Origin of the sequence: Sphingomonas jinjuensis (assembly GCF_014197105.1) — a bacterium.
In the GTDB taxonomy this organism is placed as follows: Bacteria; Pseudomonadota; Alphaproteobacteria; order Sphingomonadales; family Sphingomonadaceae; genus Sphingomonas; species Sphingomonas jinjuensis.
Window position 1 is genome coordinate 1 of record NZ_JACIEV010000001.1, and the last position, 16,336, is coordinate 16,336.

The following is a 16,336-nucleotide window of genomic DNA, read 5'->3' on the forward strand; positions in this document are numbered from 1 at the left end:
GACCTTGCCGGTGCCGACGCGCTCATCCCGCGACTGGCGTCGCGCTTCGGCGCCCTCCTCGCCGATCGTGCCTACGACGCCCAGGACCGCGTCATTACACCGCTGACGGCGCTCGGCATCCAGCCCGTCATCCCCCCCAAGATCAATCGCACCTACAGGCGCAAACACGATGCCGGCCTCTATGGCGCACGCCACCTCATCGAAAACTTCTTCGCCAAGCTCAAAACCTTCCGCGCCATCGCCACCCGATATGACAAGCGAGCCGTCGCCTTCCTCGGTGCCGTCCATCTCGTCGCGGCCTTCATCACACTCAAGTGATGACACGCCCAAGTTCAGCATGACGCCTGTGGTGTAGCGGGACGGCCGATCCCATATCATCGCCAATGACCGACCTGCCTGCGCCGCTTGCCGACTGGTTCGACCGACGCGGGTGGCGGCCGCGGCGGCATCAGCTCGACATGCTGCGCGAAGGGCGCGCGGGTCGACATGCACTGCTGGTCGCGGCAACGGGTGCGGGCAAGACACTCGCCGGCTTCCTGCCGACGCTCGCCGAACTCATCGAGGCGCCGCAGGAGGGCCTCCATACCCTCTACGTCTCGCCGCTTAAGGCGTTGGCGGTCGATATCCAGCGCAACCTCGTCACCCCGATCGACGAGATGGGGGTCGACATCCGCGTCGAGACGCGCACCGGCGACACCCCCTCGGAGCGCAAGGCGCGCCAGCGGGTGAAGCCGCCCAATATCCTACTGACGACGCCCGAATCGCTATCGCTGCTGCTGAGCTATCCCGACAGCTTCCTGATGTTCGCGAACCTCAAGACGATCGTCGTCGACGAGGTCCACGCCTTCGCCACCGGCAAGCGTGGCGACCTGCTGTCGCTCGGCATGGCGCGGTTGCAGAAGATCGCGCCCGACCTGCGCCGCGTCGCGCTGTCGGCGACGGTGGCCGACGCCGACGGCTATCGCGCGTGGCTGGCGCCCGACGGCGATATCGACGCGGTCAGCATGGTGCAGGGCGAGCCCGGCGCCGATCCCGACATCCATATCCTGCTGCCCGAAGATCGCGTCCCCTGGTCGGGGCATTCGGGCCGCTACGCCGCGGCGCAGGTGATGGCGGAGATCGAGTTGCACAAGACGACGATCGTCTTCTGCAACACCCGCAGCCTGGCCGAGCTAATTTTTCAGGACCTGTGGAAGGTCAACGAGATGAACCTGCCGATCGGCGTTCATCACGGCAGTCTGGCGCTCGAGGCACGGCGCAAGGTGGAGGGCGCGATGGCGTCGGGGCGGCTGCGCGCGCTCGTCGCGACCGCCAGCCTGGACCTGGGCGTTGACTGGGGCGACGTCGACTGCGTCATCCAGATGGGGGCGCCCAAGGGATCGTCCCGGCTGCTCCAGCGGATCGGCCGCGCCAACCACCGGCTTGACGAGGTGTCGGAAGCGATCCTGGTCCCCGGCAACCGCTTCGAATACCTCGAAGCGCGCGCTGCGCTCGACGCGGTGGAAGCGGGCGAGCTGGACCCCGACATCTTCCGCATGGGCGCGCTCGACGTCCTGGCGCAGCACGTCATGGCATGCGCCTGCGCGCAGCCGTTCCGCCGCGACGACCTGTTGGCCGAGATCCGCTCGGCCCTACCCTATTCGGCGCTGACCGACGATCTGTTCGATCGCGTCCTCGGCTTCATCCGCGACGGCGGCTATTCCTTGCGCGCCTATGACCGGTTCAAGCGACTGGCGGAGGATGCCGACGGCACGTGGCGGGTCGCGCATCCGCGCTTCGTCCAACAGCATCGGCTGAACGCCGGGATCATCGTCGAGGCGACGATGCTCAACGTGCGGTTCAAGAACGGCCGCGCGCTCGGCAAGGTCGAGGAGGGGTTCGCCGCGACGCTGAGCCATGGCGACACCTTCTTCTTCGCCGGGCTCAGCCTTGAGGTCGTGACGATCGACACCGAGGACCTGATCGTCCGCGCCACCAGCCGCGAGGCGCGCATCCCGACCTATGGCGGCAGCCGGATGCCGCTGTCGACGAACCTGGCCGATCGCGTGCGACGCTTCCTGGCCGATCCATCGGAGTGGCCGCGCTTTCCCGACGACGTGCGCGAATGGCTCGAGTTTCAGGCGAAGCGCTCGGTGCTGCCGCAGCCGGGGCAGCTGCTCGTCGAGACGTTTCCCCGCGAGGGGCGGCATTACATGGTCGCCTACAGCTTCGAAGGCTGGAATGCGCACCAGTCGCTCGGCATGCTGGTGACGCGGCGGATGGAGGCGCAGGGGCTCAAACCCCTGGGCTTCGTCGCCAACGACTATGCGATCGCCTGTTATGGGCTGGAGCGGGTCACCGATCCCGCCTCGCTGTTCAGCGCCGACATCCTGGAGCATGAGTTCGTCGACTGGGTGCAGCAGTCGCACCTGCTCAAGCGCGCGTTCCGCGAGGTGGCGGTGATCGGCGGGCTCGTCGAGCGTCAGCATCCCGGCAAGCGCAAGACGGGCAAGCAGGTCACCTTCTCGACCGACCTGATCTACGACGTGCTGCGCCAGTACGAACCGTCGCACCTGCTGCTCCAGGCGGCGTGGGACGATGCTCGCGCGAAGATGACCGACGTCGGACGGCTGGCGGGGCTGCTCGACCGGGCGGCGGACACGATGATCCACGTCGACCTGCCGCGGGTGACGCCGCTCGCGGTGCCCGTGCTGACGCTGATCGGGCGCGAGAAGGTGGCGACCGGCACCGCCGACGACGCGCTGCTGATCGAGGCGGAAGCCTTGGCGGCGGAAGCGATGCGGGTGGATTAGCACCACCCCCCGCCCCTCCAATGCAGGGAGGGGAGAAAATTGTTGCATTAGTCCCGATCCGGGCGCAGCCTCCCCTTCATGTGGGGAGGAGGCATCATCGCCGGCCTTGCCGCGGCGACCGCGGCCGTCACGACGCAGTTCGTGATCCCCCCGCCCGCGCCCCCGCCGCTGCCGATCCCCGACGAAGCCGCGCTCGACCTCGGCAATGCGCAGGCCCGCATGACGGTGCCGGTGACGATCGGCGAGCGTGGACCGTGGAACTTCATCATCGATACCGGCGCCGAACGCACCGTGGTCAGCCGTGAACTGGCGGGCGTGCTCGGCCTCGCCGCGGGTCCGCAGGTGCGGGTCATCGCGATGACCGGCGCGACGCCGGTCGGCACCGTCATCGTGCCGCGGCTGAGCGTATCGACGATCTCGCAGTCGACGATCGCCGCGCCCGCTCTCGAATCGCGCAACCTGGGGGCGCAGGGGATGCTGGGCGTCGACTCGCTCCAGGGACACGCCGTCGCGATCGATTTCGACAAGCAGCGGATGACGCTGCGCCCGTCGAAGAAGCGCGTCTCCGCCCGTAGCGCCGACCCCGACGAGATCGTGATCGTCGCCAAGTCCGTCTTCGGCCAGCTGATCGTCACCGACGCCCGCTGCCAGGGCCAGAAGGTGGCGGTGATCGTCGATACGGGATCGCCGATCAGCATCGGCAACCCGGCACTGCTCGCGGCGCTGAAGAAGGCGCCGCGCGACATCGGCGACGTGACGGTGACGTCGGCGACGGGCGATATTCTGCAGGCGCGGACCTATGCGGTCGACAATGTCGCGCTTGGCGGCATGCGTTTCAACGACGTGCCGATCGCGATTGCCGATGGTGCGCCGTTCCATCGCTTCGGCCTGGCCGATCGGCCGGCGATGCTGCTGGGGATGGACGCGTTGCGGCTGTTCCGCACGGTCAGCATCGACTTTCCTAACCGCGAAATCCGCTTCAGCCTGCCCCGGCGGGCAGCGACGCCGGCGATCAACGGAGTTTGATCCCCCCGATCCTCCCCCGCCAGGGGGAGGTGGCAGCGAAGCTGACGGAGGGGGCGGCAAGCGACCCAACTGGCGGCGGTGCAACTTCCCCCTCCGTCACGCCTTCGGCGCGCCACCTCCCCCTGGCGGGGGAGGATCGAGTGGTTCACACAGTTGCGCCGCGCAACCTTTGCCGCTCTACTCGCGCGTAACACCCCGAGGAGACGGTATTCTGATGCGCATGGTTTCGATGATGGCGATGGCAGCCACCCTGATCACGGCCAGCCCCGCCCCGGCGCAACAACGCGCCGACCAGCGCGCGTTCTTTGACCTGTACAAGGAGCTGGTCGAAACCAACACCGTCGTCGACGTCGGCAGCTGCACCCAGGCCGCGGCCCAGATCGCCGCGCGGATGAAAGCGGCGGGCTATACCGATGCCGACCTAACGTCCTTCTCCACCCCCGATCATCCCAAGGACGGCGGACTGGTCGCGGTGCTGAAGGGATCGGATCCGCGCGCCAAGCCGATCTTGCTGCTCGGCCATATCGACGTCGTCGCCGCCAAGCGCGAGGATTGGACGCGCGATCCGTTCAAGCTCATTGAGGAGAACGGCTATTACTACGGCCGCGGCACCGTCGACGACAAGGCGATGAGCGCGGTGTGGGCGGACACGATGATCCGCCTGAAACAGTCGGGCAAGGCGCCGAAGCGCACGATCAAGATGGCGCTGACCTGCGGCGAGGAAACCACCTATGCCTTCAACGGCGCCGAATGGCTGGCCAAGAACAAGCCCGATCTGATCGCAGCCGAGTTCGTGCTGAACGAGGGCGGCGGCGGCCGGCTGACCAGCGATGGCAAGCGCGAGGTGCTGGCGATCCAGGTCGGCGAGAAGGCGGCGCAGAACTATACCTTCGTTGCGACCAACCCCGGCGGGCACAGCTCGCAGCCGACCCCCGACAATGCGATCTACGAGCTGGCCGACGCGGTGAAGGCGGTACAGGGCTATGAATTCCCCGTGCGCTTCACCGACACTACGCGGGCGTTCTTCACCGCTGCCGCGAAGCAGGCAGGCGGCGAGATGGGCGGGGCGATCACCCGGCTGCTCGCCAATCCGAACGACAAGGCGGCCGATGCGATCGTCAGCCGCGACAAGGCGTTCCATTCGACGTTGCGCACCAGCTGTGTCGCGACGCTGGTGAACGCGGGCCATGCCGAGAATGCGCTGCCGCAGCGTGCGACCGCCAACATCAACTGCCGCATCTTTCCCGGCGAAACGGTCGACGGCACGCTGGCGACGCTCCAGAAGCTCGCAGGCGCGAAGGTGAAGGTAACCGCCAACCAGCCGGTCCGCCCGACCGCGATCCCGCCCGAACTCGATCCCAAGGTGATCGGCCCGGCGACCAGCCTAGCGGCGAAGCACTTCCCCGGCGTGCCCGTCGTACCGATGATGTCGACCGGCGCGACCGACGGCATCTTCTTCGAGGCGATCGGCATCCCCGTCTATGGCGTGCCCGGCATGTTCATCGACAAGGACATGAGCGGCGTCCACGGCCTGAACGAGCGTATTCAGGTGAAGTCGCTCTATGATGGGCGGGACTATCTGTTCGACCTGGTGAAGGCGTACGCGGGGTAGATCCAAACAAGCCCCTCCCCTTCAGGGGAGGGGTTGAAGAACGCCTCAGAGAGTCACCTGCTCGCCCAGTTCCAGCACCTTGCCCGGCGGAATGCGCAGGAAGTCGGTCGGGTCGCTGGCGTTGCGCTGCAGGAACATGAAAATGCGGTCCTGCCACAGCGGCATGCCCTGTTCGGCATCGGGCTTCAGCGTGTTGCGGCCAATGAAGAACGACGTCTTCATCGGATCGAGCCCCAGCCGCTCCTGACGAATGCCGAGCCCCAGATCGGCCGGCACGTCGGGCGATTCCATGAAGCCATAGGTCAGGATCACAACCGAAAAATTATCGTCGAGCCGCTCGGTCTGCACACGGTCACCGGCGTCGACGACGGGACGGTCGGCGGTGCGGATCGACACGACCAGATTGCGCGCGTGCAGCACCTTGTTGTGCTTGAGATTGTGGAGCAGCGCGCCGGGGGCCGCCATCGGATTGGCGGTGAGGAACACCGCGGTCCCCTCCACCCGCTCCGGCGGCCGCTTGGCGAGCGCGGCGGCGAGATCGGCGAGCGGAATGCTCTGGTGCTGCTCGAACCGACGGACGATGCTCTTGCCGCGCACCCAGGTGCGGATGATCAGCCCGATCGCCGCCGCGATCACCAGGGGCACCCAGCCGCCCTCGATCACGCGCAGGATGTTGGCGCCGAAGAAGACGAGGTCGAGCGTCATGAACGGCAGGATCGCGACCAGCGCCAGCGGCCGTGACCAGCCCCAGACATGGCGCGCGACGAGATAGCCGAGGCACGTCGTCACCACCATCGTGCCGGTCACCGCGATGCCATAGGCCGCGGCCATGTCGGACGAGGTGCGGAACTGTATCACCAGGATCAGGACGCCGACCAGCAGCAGCCAGTTGACCGCCGGGACATAGATCTGCCCGGCGAACGACGCCGAGGTCTGGCGCAGGCGAAGTCGCGGCAGCAAACCGAGCTGGACCGCCTGCTGCGTCAGCGAGAAGGCGCCGGTGATGACTGCCTGGCTGGCGATCACCGTCGCGAACCCGGCGAGGATGACGAGCGGCGCGCGCAGGCTGTCGGGCGCCATCAGGAAGAACCAGTCGTCGTTCTTGAACGGCACGCCCGCCGCCGCGGCGCGCTCGAGATGCGCGAGCGCGAAGGCGCCCTGTCCCAGATAGTTGAGCGCGAGCGCCGGAAAGACGAGGACGAACCACGCCCAGCGGATCGGCGCTCGCCCGAAGTGGCCCATGTCCGCGGTCAGCGCCTCGGCCCCCGTCACGGTCAGGAACACCGCGCCGAGCACGAACAGCCCGGTGGTGCCGTGCGTCGCGAGGAAGTGGATGCCGTAGACCGGGTTCACGACGCGGAAGATCGAAGGCTCGTCGGCGATGTGCCACAGGCCGAGCCCGCCGATGACCAGGAACCAGACGATGCAGATCGGGCCGAACAGCGCGGATACCCGCTGCGTACCCCTGGCCTGAAGGAAGAACAGCGCGATCAGGATGACGATCGTCAGCGCGCGCACCCTGCCCTCGTTGAACACCCCCGCCGCGCCGGGGATCGTACGAAGTCCTTCCATCGCCGACAGCACCGACAACGCCGGCGTGATGATCGCGTCGCCGTAGAACAAGGCCGCGCCGGCGGCGCCCAGGACGAGGGCGATGCGGCTGCGCATGCCGAGCGAGCGGCGCGCCAGGGCGGCGAGCGCGAGCACCCCGCCCTCGCCGTGATTGTCGGCACGCATCAGGAAGATGACGTATTTGACGGTGACGACCAGCGTCAGCGTCCACAGCGCCAGGCTGAGCACGCCCAGAATCTCGGATGGATCGATGCCGTCGCCCGCCGACTGGCCCAGCGCCTCGCGAAAGGCGTAGAGCGGGCTGGTGCCGATATCGCCGAACACCACGCCCAGCGCGCCGACGATCAGCGCCGCGAGTGCGGGATGGGCAGAAGGGCCGGCGGGTGGATGATCGACGCTGGTCGACATGAAGGCTGGGACGTTCCCGAGCGGTGGACGGCGCGCTTTACGCCGATCCGTGGTGGACGCAAGTCCTTAACATCCTGCGTTAACAAGCGCTTGATTCCGCGACTCGACCACGGCATGGCGGCGCGCATGGTTCCCTTTTCGTTCGGAGGCCAGGCGCTCTGCGCGCTGGGCGAGGGCGCGGTCTTCTGGCCGGCGCGCCGCGCGCTGCTGGTCGCCGACCTTCACCTGGAAAAGGCGAGCTGGTTTGCGGGGCGCGGACAGATGCTGCCGCCCTATGATTCGATCGCGACGCTGTCCGACCTGACCGCGCTGGTCGTGGCGACGGCGGCGAGCGAAGTGTGGTGCCTGGGCGACAGCTTCCACGACAGCGCCGGCTGCGACCGCCTGCCCGAACAGGCGCAGGCGCTGCTGCGCGCGCTGACTGGGGCGACGCGCTGGACGTGGATCACCGGCAACCACGACCGGCTGCTGGTCGATCGCTGCGGCGGCGAGGTGATTGAGGAAGCGATCGTCGATGGCCTGGTGCTGCGTCACGAGGCCGATCCTCGCGACGATCGGCCGGAGCTGTCGGGGCATTTCCATCCCAAGCTTCGCGTGCGGGTGCGCGGCAAGCTCGTGTCGCGGCGGGCGTTCGTCGCGACGGGCACGAAGCTGATCCTGCCGGCCTATGGCTCGCTGACCGGCGGGCTCGACGTCGACCACCCCGAGATTGTCCGCGCCGTCGGCGGTCGGGCGGAGGCGCTGGTGCCGGTCGACCAGCGACTGCTGCGGTTTCCCATCGCGGCGTAAGGGCGGGTGAGCGTATCGCTCGCCTCTTCGTCATTGTGAGCGCAGCTTCGCATGCGCTCGCAATGACGAGTTAAGGCATCACCCCTTGGCCAGCGTCGGGAAGGCCGCACGGAAAGCGGCTACCTTGGGCTTGTCCCACGTCACGATGTACGGATGCGTCGGGTTCCGGTCGTAGAAGTTCTGGTGATACGCCTCGGCAGGATAGAAGCCCCCCTGCTCGATCCGCGTCACGATCGGCTTCGGATACGCCTTCGCCGCGCCGAGCTGCGCGATATAGGCGCGCGCCACCCGTGCCTGATCGGGGTTCTGCGGGAAGATCGCCGAGCGATAGCTGGGGCCGCTGTCGGGGCCCTGCCGGTTCAACTCGGTCGGATCGTGCGCGATCGAAAAATAGACGCGCAGCAGCGTGGCGTAGCTGACCTGACGGGGATCGAACACCACCCGGATCGCCTCGGCATGCTTGGTGGTTTCGGTCGAGACCGCCGCGTAATTCGCCGTGTTCGGTGAGCCGCCGGCATAGCCCGCCGTGACCGAGCGGACGCCCTTCACCCGCTCGAACACCGCCTCCATCCCCCAGAAGCAGCCGCCGGCCAGCACCGCAGTCTGCGTGCCCCCGGTCGCGGGGACGTCGGCGCGTGCCGCGGGGATCGGCACGGCGCGTTCGGCGCTGGCACCCGATCCGATGGCGGCGAGGGCAATCCCGGCTAGGCCGGCGGTGGCGAGAAGGGATTTGAGCATAGACGTCGATATGGGCACGCGCCCCGCCGACGCCAAGGATCAGCGCTGGGCGTGAGCAACCGTGGTCGGATGACCGAAATTCGAATCGGCGCTGGCCGGCTGCAACGCGAAGAGGCCGATCGCGCCGAGCACGAAGCCGCCGGTGAACTGCCAGAGAAAGCTGGACTTGAGGAGGGTACGCATGTTCGTCCTTTCGGATCTCTCGTTGCAAGGCTGCCGGCCGCGGACCGGTAACGATCCGCGGCCTATGGCGCCTGGTAGGTGACGGTGGATTAACGCGTGATTGGCGCGTCGTTCATCGTAGCGCAGCGCACGCCGTCTGGATGCGGTGACACGCCTCGGTCAGCAGTGCGTCCGACGTCGCATAGCTGATCCGCATCGCCGGCGAGAGACCGAACGCCGCGCCCTGCACCGCCGCGACACGCGCGTCGTCGAGCAGATAGGCGACGAAATCCTCGTCGGTTTCGATCCGCTTGCCCTTGGGCGTCGTCTTGCCCATCAGCCCGGCGAGCGAGGGATAGACGTAGAAGGCGCCCTCCGGCGTCGGGCAGGTCACGCCGTCGATCTGGTTCAGCATCGAGACGACGAGGTCGCGGCGCCCCTGGAACACGCGCGCGCGCTCGGCGAGAAAATCCTGCGGCCCGGTAAGCGCGGCGACGGCGGCGGCCTGCGCAATCGAGCAGGGGTTGCTCGTCGACTGCGACTGCAACTTGGCGATCGCCTTGACCAGCCAGGGTGCGCCGGCGGCAAAGCCGATCCGCCAGCCCGTCATCGCATAGGCCTTCGAACAGCCGTTCACCGTCAGCGTGCGCTCGTACAGCGACGGGCACACCTCGGCGATCGTTGCGAAGCGGAAGCCGTCGTAGACGATGTGCTCGTACATATCGTCGGCGAAGATCCAGACGTGCGGATGCCGCTCGAGCACCTCGCCCAGCGCCTTCAGCTCGTCGACGGTGTAGGCGGCGCCGGTCGGATTCGACGGCGAGTTTAGGATCACCCACTTGGTGCGCGGCGTGATCGCGGCCTCGAGCGCCTCGGGCGACAGCTTATAGTCCTGCTCCGGCCCCGCCACCGCGAACACCGGGGTGCCGCCGGCGAACTGGACGACATCGGGATAGCTGACCCAATAGGGCGCGGGGATCACCACCTCGTCACCGGCATCGACCGTCGCGACGATGGCGTTGAACAGCGTGTGCTTGCCGCCGACGTTCACCGTCACCTGGTCGGTGCGATAGGTCAGGTGATTGTCGCGCGCGAACTTGGCAACGATCGCTTCCTTCAGCTCGATCGTGCCGTCGACGTTGGTGTATTTCGTCTTGCCGTCCTGGATCGCCTTGATCGCCGCCTCCTTGACGAAGTCGGGCGTGTCGAAGTCGGGCTCACCGGCACCGAGGCCGATCACGTCGACGCCAGCGCGCTTCAGCTCGAGCACGCGGCTGGTGATCGCGAGCGTGGGCGACGGGCTGATGCGACCGAGCGCGGCGGACGGGGACATGGGCGATTCCTCAGGGCGGGAGACGCCCGCGCCTATAGCGGTGGGTGCGACCCTTTCGCAACCGCAACAACGGCGGGCACCAGCCCGCGCAGTGCATTGCCGATGAGGAAGCCGTCGCCGAGATCGGCGGCGGTCAGGTCGCCCTCGATCGCCCGGCCCTCGTCGATCAGTTGCTCGCGCAGGATGCCGGGCAACAGTCCGCGGGCGAGCGGCGGCGTGACGAGGATGCCATCGCGCTCGACGAAGATACTGGTGAAGCTGCCCTCGGTCAGCAAACCGTCGGGGCCGACGAATGCGACCTCGTCGGTCCCGGCGGTACGGCGCGCCTCGTCGTAGAAGCCGCGGTCGCTGGTCTTGTGGCGCAGCCGCACATCACTGGGATCGACCGGCAGCGGCACGGCCGCCACCCGCGCAGGCACCGGCAGCGCCGGCGGCAGCGGCGCGACGACGATCGCGAACTGGCCGCCAGCGCCCAGCAGCAGCCGCACCTTGCGTGGCGTGCGCAGGCGGAAGGTCGCCGCCTGCAACTCGTTGCGCGCGGCATGGCGGTCGAACGTGTAACCAAGCGCCAGCGCGCTCGCCTTCATCCGGGCGAGGTGCCGCTCGATCAGCGTCAGGCCGGTGTCGGGATCGAACGCCATCGTCTCGATCAGGTCGGGTTGGCGCACGCCGGCGGTGATGAAGGCGCCTTTGGCCAGGCATTCGGCCCATTCCTCGTCCACCCGGCTGTCGGCGACGACGCCACTGCCGAGCCCCAGCACCGCGGTGTCGGCGCCATCGGCCAGCGTCAGCGTTCGGATCGCGACGTTGAACATCGCGTCGCCACCCGGCTCGATCCTGCCGATCGCACCGGTGTAGAGCCCGCGCGGCTCGGGTTCGACCGCGGCGATCACCTCCATCGCCCGGCGCTTGGGCGCGCCGGTGATCGATCCCGAGGGGAACAGCGCCTCGACGACGTCGATCGCATCGCGCCCCGGCTGGAGCCTGGCGGTGACGGTCGAGGTCATCTGGTGGACGGTGGGAAAGCTTTCGACCTCGAACAGCGCGGGCACCTCGACCGAGCCGGGCACGGCGACGCGCGACAGGTCGTTGCGCTTGAGATCGACGATCATCAGATTCTCGGCGCGCTGCTTGGGATCGTCGGCGAGCGACGCCATGGCGGCACGATCCTCGTCCGCTGCCGAGCTGCGCGGTGCGGTGCCCTTCATCGGGCGGCACGTCAGCCGATCGCCGTCGAGCGCGAAGAATAGCTCGGGCGACAGCGACAGGTGAACCGCCTCGCCGGTCGCGACGACGGCGCCATAGCCGGCGCCTGCCGCGCGCCGCAGACGCGCGTAGAGCGCCAGGGGGTCGCCCTGGACGCGAACGTCGGCGCGCAGGCTGAGGTTGGCCTGATAGATGTCGCCGGCCCGGATCCACTCGGCAACGCGGGCGAAGGCGGCGTCATATGCCTCGCGATCGATCCGCGGCACTGGCGCGGCGGCAAAGGCGCCCGCCGGATCGGGGAGCATCGCCGCGACATCCGCCACCGGCTCGAACCCTTCGAACAGCCCGAACCACAGCATCGGCCCGACGGTGTCGCGGGCTGCGATGCCGGGCACTAGCGCGGCCCCCGCCTCGTAGGCCAGCATCCCGGCGACGTGGAGGCCGTCGGCCATGGCCGCGCGGATCGCGGCAAGCGCGGGGCGTACGTCTTCGGCGCTGGCGGCGGCCACGATCCGCACCGGATTGCGGTACAGGCGTGCCGGGGCACCGTTCGCGCGGGCATCGTCGAGCAGGACGAAGGGGGGCTTCATCACCCGCCCGTCCCTGCCCCACGCCTTTGCGGACAGCAAGCGGCGTTGACGGATCATCACCCTCCCGCCATCTCATCGCGATGGTTGACGCTTCCCAACAGCCGCCGCTGCGCGCCGCGATCGTGCCAGTGACGCCGCTCCAACAGAATTGCTCGATCGTCTGGTGTACCGCGACGATGAAGGCGGCGGTGGTCGATCCGGGCGGCGACATCGACAAGATCCAGGATGCGATCCGCCGTGCCGGGGTGACGGTGGAGAAGATCCTGCTGACCCACGGCCATATCGATCATGCCGGCGAGGCGAAGCCGCTCGCCGAAGCGCTGGGCGGCGTGCCGATCGAGGGCCCTCACGAGGCCGACCGCTTCTGGCTCGCCCGGCTCGACGAGGATGGCAGGAACTATGGCATCCGCGGCGTGGTGTTCGAGCCCGACCGCTGGCTGGTCGAGGGCGACACGGTGACGATCGGCGATCTGGTGCTTAACGTCTACGAGACGCCGGGGCATACCGAGGGCCATGTGATCTTCCATCACCCCGCGTCGAGCTTCGCGCTGGTCGGCGATGTGCTGTTCCAGGGGTCGGTCGGACGATCCGACATGCCGGGCGGCAACCACCAGGTGCTGATCCGCTCGATCGTCGAGAAGCTGTGGCCGCTCGGGCCCCAGACCGCGTTCATCCCGGGGCATGGCCCGGCGAGCACCTTCGCGCACGAGCGGGCGCACAACATGTTCGTCAGCGACCGCGCGCTCGCTGCCTGACGCCATGGGGCCGCGGTTGCTGCGCCTGGCGCTGAAGCTGGTGCTGGGGTTCATCATCGTTTCGGTGCTGTGGGTCGGCGTGTATCGCTTCGTGCCGCCGCCCTTCACCTGGACGATGATGGGCGACGCTGTGTCCGGCCGCGGGGTGACCAAGGACTGGATGCCGCTGAGCGAGATGGACCCCGACATGGCGCGCGCCGCCATCGCCGGCGAGGACGCGCGCTTCTGCGAGCATTACGGCTTCGACTGGCGCGGCATCGCCAGCGCCGCCTACAGCAATGCCAAGGGCAAGCGGCTGCGCGGCGGATCGACGATCAGCCAGCAGACCGCGAAGAACGTCTTTCTGTTTCAAGGCGGCGGCTACATCCGCAAGGCGTTCGAGGCCTATTTCACGGTGCTGATCGAGACGCTGTGGGGCAAGAAGCGGATCATGGAGGTGTACCTCAACGTCGCCGAGACGGGGATCGGGACCTATGGTGCCAATGCCGGCGCGATCCGCTATTTCCGGCACGATGCGTCGCGGCTGACGCCGATGGAGGCGGGGCGGATCGCCGCGGTGCTGCCGCTGCCCAAGAAGCGCGAAGCGGTCGACCCGCGCGGGTTCGTGCGGCGGCACGGCAATGCGCTGGCGCGCTATGTCGGGGTGGTGAAGCGCGGTGGGTTGGACAGCTGTTTGAAATAAGCGAGCCTCGCCCCCAAGCTCGTCATGCTGAACTTGTTTCAGCATCTCGGGCGGTCAGCACTGCCCTGTCGACATGCCGGAACGAGTTCGGCATGACGAACGTAGGACAGGCGTCGAGACCTACTTTCCCAAGCAGCGCCGCGGGCAAAGCCCGCGTCGTCGGTCGCGGCGGCGCCGCGCCGGCCGAGCTTGCGCATCTCACCGCCGACGCGGCGGTGTGTGCGCGGCGCTCAGAACGGCAGCTTGAATCCCGGCGGGAGCGGCAGGCCGGCGGTCATCTTCGACATTTCCGCGCCCGATGCGGCATCGGCCTTCGCCCGCGCGTCGTTGAACGCGGCGGCCAGCAGGTCTTCGAGCATCTGCTTCTCGCTCACCTGCATCAGCGAATCGTCGATCGCGATGCCGATGATCCGCCCCTTCGCCGACGCCTTCACCTTGACCAGGCCACCGCCCGACGCGCCCTCGACCTCAATGGTGTCGAGCTGTTCCTGCGCCTTGGCGAGTTCGCTCTGGACGTTCTGCGCCATCGCGAGGATTTCATCGATGTTCTTCATGCGTTGCTCCGCTTGCCTGGCCAGTCTTCCATTTCCGTTTCCGGGAAATGCTCACGGGCCGCCATTACCATATCCGAATTCCACGCGGCGAGACGGCGCCCTTCCTCGGCGGCATCGTCCTGTTCGCGCAGGCTGGGGGTGCCGTCCTGGTCCTCGAACTCGACCTTCCAGCCCTGCCCGGTCACCGTCCGCAGCGCCCCCACCAGCTCGGCGAGCATGTCGGCGCTCAACGGGCGACTGCCGCTGAGGACGAGTTGGCCGGGGGCGAATCGCACCACGCGCGCACTGTGCCGCAGCCGGGCGGCGAGCGCCATGAACTTGCCCGCGTCGAGCAGGTCGACGAGCTCGGCGAAGCTGGCGGGATCGCGGCGTCCGGCGGCCGCGTCCACCGGGGCCGGCGCACTTGGTGCAGCGACGGGCGGCACCGCGATCGGCGCGACCTTGCCGCTGGCGATCTGCTTTGCGAGCTCCCCGGGATCGGGCAGCGTCGAGGCGTGGATCGCGCGCAGCAGCGCCATCTCCGCCGCCTCGATCGGCAGCGCGGCGTGGCCGATCTCGTCATGCCCCTTCAGGAACAGCTGCCACAGCCGGTGCAGGACCGGGAACGACAGCGCCGCCGCCCAGCGCTCGCGCGCGGCGCGTTCCTCGGCGGGCTGGGCGAGATCGGGCGGCGTGCCGACCTTGGTCAGCGTCACGCCGTGGACCGCCTCGAGCAGCGCGCGGAACACCGACAGCGGATCGACGCCGTAATCGTACTGGCGCTTTAGCGTCGCCAGCGCGGAAGGCGCGTCGCCGGCGAGGATCTGGCCGAACAATTCGCGCACCGCGCCGCGATCGGACAGGCCGAGCATCTGGCGCACCGCCTCGGTCGTCACGCCGCCACCTTCGAGATCGGCGTGGCTGATCGCCTGGTCGAGGATCGAGAGGCCGTCGCGCGCCGATCCCTCGGCGGCGCGCGCGATCAGCATCAGCGCCTCGGGCTCGGCGACCGCGCCCTCCTTGTCGGTGACGAACGCGAAATGGCTGGCGAGCTGCTCGGCGGAGATGCGGCGCAGGTCGAAGCGCTGGCAACGCGACAGCACCGTCACCGGCACCTTGTTGACCTCGGTCGTCGCGAACAGGAACTTCACATGCGCCGGCGGCTCCTCCAGCGTCTTCAACAGCGCATTGAAGGCGTTCTTGGAAAGCATGTGGACCTCGTCCACGATGTAGATCTTGTAGCGCGCCGACACCGCGGCATAGCGCGACGCCTCGATGATCTCGCGCACGTCGTCGACGCCGGTATGGCTGGCGGCGTCCATCTCGATGACGTCGATGTGACGCCCTTCGGCGATCGCACGGCACGGTTCGCACACCCCGCACGGGTCGATCGTCGGGCCGCCGGTGCCGTCGGGGCCGATGCAGTTGAGTGCCTTGGCGATCAGTCGCGCGGTCGACGTCTTGCCGACGCCGCGGACGCCGGTCATCAGGAAGGCGTGGGCGATCCGGTCGCGCCGAATCGCGTTTTCGAGCGTGCGGACCATCGCTTCCTGCCCGATCAGCTCGGAAAAGGTCTGCGGCCGATATTTGCGCGCAAGGACGCGATAGGCGTCCTGCTTCACCGGCTGCGGCGGTTCGCCAAGGTCGAGTCCGTCAGCCACGGAGCACGCGAATGTTGAGAATGTTGAGACACGAATGCACGGTGACGACATAGGCGCTCGTCGCCGGTAAGTCATCGGTGTGCATCGGGCGGGCGGGCATGACCGGGGTCATGGCATGGCGCGCGCCGTCAGGAAAGCGGCAGGGCGTCGCGGCCCCGGGACGCTCGCGTCAGCCGGCGGGGATGCCGGCCTGGAACGCGAGGGTCGCGGCGGTCGCGAGGAACGCGGCGAGGCTGAGCAGGAGGCTTCGGATCATGGCAGTCGGTTCCGGTTGGACGTCTGCCGGTCAGGCGACCGGCAGGACGGGGACGGCGGCGCCGATGGTGACGGCGGCGAAGATCAGCGCGCCGATCATCGAGACGGCGATGCGCTGGGCGGTGTCGGAGTAGCGGGTCATGGCAATTCTCTTTCTCGAAAGGGGGCGGTGCGATCAGGCGACGGGCAGGACGGGGACGGCGGCGCTGACGGCGAGGGCGG

At 68.2% G+C, this 16,336-nt stretch carries 14 protein-coding genes; 7 read left to right on the forward strand and 7 right to left on the reverse strand.

Annotated elements, in window-relative coordinates; translation table 11 throughout:
• The 4 genes from GGQ80_RS00005 to GGQ80_RS00020 form a co-directional block, all read left to right on the forward strand.
• The coding region (locus GGQ80_RS00005) for a transposase (RefSeq protein WP_183981660.1) at window positions 1-318 on the forward strand (318 nt) is incomplete at its 5' end.
• A gap of 65 nt (window positions 319-383) precedes the next feature.
• Window positions 384-2,792, forward strand: a complete 2,409-nt coding sequence (locus GGQ80_RS00010; RefSeq protein ID WP_183981661.1) for a ligase-associated DNA damage response DEXH box helicase — start codon at window positions 384-386, stop codon at window positions 2,790-2,792.
• 78 nt (window positions 2,793-2,870) lie between these two features.
• Window positions 2,871-3,818, forward strand: a complete 948-nt coding sequence (locus tag GGQ80_RS00015; protein ID WP_183981662.1) for a retropepsin-like aspartic protease — start codon at window positions 2,871-2,873, stop codon at window positions 3,816-3,818.
• A 214-nt stretch (window positions 3,819-4,032) separates the two neighbouring features.
• Entirely contained in the window at window positions 4,033-5,430 is a 1,398-nt protein-coding gene (locus tag GGQ80_RS00020; protein WP_183981663.1) for a M20/M25/M40 family metallo-hydrolase, read from the forward strand.
• Between the two features lie 45 nt (window positions 5,431-5,475).
• Here the strand turns inward: GGQ80_RS00020 and GGQ80_RS00025 are convergent, their stop codons facing one another.
• Entirely contained in the window at window positions 5,476-7,410 is a 1,935-nt protein-coding gene (locus GGQ80_RS00025) for a potassium transporter Kup (protein ID WP_183981664.1), read from the reverse strand.
• A 126-nt stretch (window positions 7,411-7,536) separates the two neighbouring features.
• Between GGQ80_RS00025 and pdeM the strand changes: the two genes are divergently transcribed.
• Entirely contained in the window at window positions 7,537-8,199 is a 663-nt protein-coding gene (gene pdeM / locus GGQ80_RS00030; protein WP_183981665.1) for a ligase-associated DNA damage response endonuclease PdeM, read from the forward strand.
• 78 nt (window positions 8,200-8,277) lie between these two features.
• Here the strand turns inward: pdeM and msrA are convergent, their stop codons facing one another.
• From msrA to pabB, 4 genes are all read right to left on the reverse strand, one after another.
• Window positions 8,278-8,937, reverse strand: a complete 660-nt coding sequence (gene msrA, locus GGQ80_RS00035; protein ID WP_183981666.1) for a peptide-methionine (S)-S-oxide reductase MsrA — start codon at window positions 8,935-8,937, stop codon at window positions 8,278-8,280.
• A 39-nt stretch (window positions 8,938-8,976) separates the two neighbouring features.
• Window positions 8,977-9,120 (reverse strand): hypothetical protein, encoded by a 144-nt coding sequence (locus tag GGQ80_RS00040; RefSeq protein WP_183981667.1) that lies wholly within the window; start codon window positions 9,118-9,120, stop codon window positions 8,977-8,979.
• Window positions 9,121-9,232: 112 nt separating this feature from the next.
• Window positions 9,233-10,432 carry a pyridoxal phosphate-dependent aminotransferase gene (locus tag GGQ80_RS00045; RefSeq protein WP_183981668.1) on the reverse strand — a complete coding sequence of 400 codons (1,200 nt, stop codon included), beginning with the start codon at window positions 10,430-10,432 and terminating at the stop codon, window positions 9,233-9,235.
• A 32-nt stretch (window positions 10,433-10,464) separates the two neighbouring features.
• Entirely contained in the window at window positions 10,465-12,228 is a 1,764-nt protein-coding gene (pabB, locus tag GGQ80_RS00050; protein WP_183982405.1) for an aminodeoxychorismate synthase component I, read from the reverse strand.
• A gap of 80 nt (window positions 12,229-12,308) precedes the next feature.
• Here pabB and GGQ80_RS00055 point away from each other — a divergent pair, with 80 nt between their 5' ends.
• Together GGQ80_RS00055 and mtgA are read left to right on the forward strand one after the other, a co-directional pair.
• The gene (locus GGQ80_RS00055; protein WP_281375281.1) at window positions 12,309-12,983 is read left to right on the forward strand and encodes an MBL fold metallo-hydrolase; all 675 of its coding nucleotides are present in this window, start codon (window positions 12,309-12,311) and stop codon (window positions 12,981-12,983) included.
• Window positions 12,984-12,987: 4 nt separating this feature from the next.
• On the forward strand, window positions 12,988-13,665 hold the full coding sequence (mtgA, locus tag GGQ80_RS00060; protein WP_183981669.1) for a monofunctional biosynthetic peptidoglycan transglycosylase: 678 nt from the start codon (window positions 12,988-12,990) through the stop codon (window positions 13,663-13,665).
• Between the two features lie 230 nt (window positions 13,666-13,895).
• Here mtgA and GGQ80_RS00065 read toward each other — a convergent pair whose 3' ends face one another.
• Both GGQ80_RS00065 and GGQ80_RS00070 read right to left on the reverse strand, forming a co-directional pair.
• Window positions 13,896-14,219: a YbaB/EbfC family nucleoid-associated protein gene (locus GGQ80_RS00065; protein WP_183981670.1), complete on the reverse strand. Its 324-nt coding sequence runs from the start codon at window positions 14,217-14,219 to the stop codon at window positions 13,896-13,898.
• On the reverse strand, window positions 14,216-15,859 hold the full coding sequence (locus tag GGQ80_RS00070) for a DNA polymerase III subunit gamma/tau (protein ID WP_183981671.1): 1,644 nt from the start codon (window positions 15,857-15,859) through the stop codon (window positions 14,216-14,218). Before GGQ80_RS00070 ends, GGQ80_RS00065 begins: the two co-directional genes overlap by 4 nt.
• Between the last annotated feature and the right edge of the window lie 477 nt (window positions 15,860-16,336).

What these genes read in the sequence shown, in the direction of transcription:
- GGQ80_RS00010 (WP_183981661.1), top strand. Translation starts at nt 384, where the DNA reads ATGACCGACCTGCCTGCGCCGCTTGCCGACTGGTTCGACCGACGCGGG.
- GGQ80_RS00015 (WP_183981662.1), top strand. Translation starts at nt 2,871, where the DNA reads ATGTGGGGAGGAGGCATCATCGCCGGCCTTGCCGCGGCGACCGCGGCC.
- GGQ80_RS00020 (WP_183981663.1), top strand. Translation starts at nt 4,033, where the DNA reads ATGCGCATGGTTTCGATGATGGCGATGGCAGCCACCCTGATCACGGCC.
- GGQ80_RS00025 (WP_183981664.1), bottom strand. Translation starts at nt 7,410, where the DNA reads ATGTCGACCAGCGTCGATCATCCACCCGCCGGCCCTTCTGCCCATCCC.
- pdeM (WP_183981665.1), top strand. Translation starts at nt 7,537, where the DNA reads ATGGTTCCCTTTTCGTTCGGAGGCCAGGCGCTCTGCGCGCTGGGCGAG.
- msrA (WP_183981666.1), bottom strand. Translation starts at nt 8,937, where the DNA reads ATGCTCAAATCCCTTCTCGCCACCGCCGGCCTAGCCGGGATTGCCCTC.
- GGQ80_RS00040 (WP_183981667.1), bottom strand. Translation starts at nt 9,120, where the DNA reads ATGCGTACCCTCCTCAAGTCCAGCTTTCTCTGGCAGTTCACCGGCGGC.
- GGQ80_RS00045 (WP_183981668.1), bottom strand. Translation starts at nt 10,432, where the DNA reads ATGTCCCCGTCCGCCGCGCTCGGTCGCATCAGCCCGTCGCCCACGCTC.
- pabB (WP_183982405.1), bottom strand. Translation starts at nt 12,228, where the DNA reads ATGAAGCCCCCCTTCGTCCTGCTCGACGATGCCCGCGCGAACGGTGCC.
- GGQ80_RS00055 (WP_281375281.1), top strand. Translation starts at nt 12,309, where the DNA reads ATGGTTGACGCTTCCCAACAGCCGCCGCTGCGCGCCGCGATCGTGCCA.
- mtgA (WP_183981669.1), top strand. Translation starts at nt 12,988, where the DNA reads ATGGGGCCGCGGTTGCTGCGCCTGGCGCTGAAGCTGGTGCTGGGGTTC.
- GGQ80_RS00065 (WP_183981670.1), bottom strand. Translation starts at nt 14,219, where the DNA reads ATGAAGAACATCGATGAAATCCTCGCGATGGCGCAGAACGTCCAGAGC.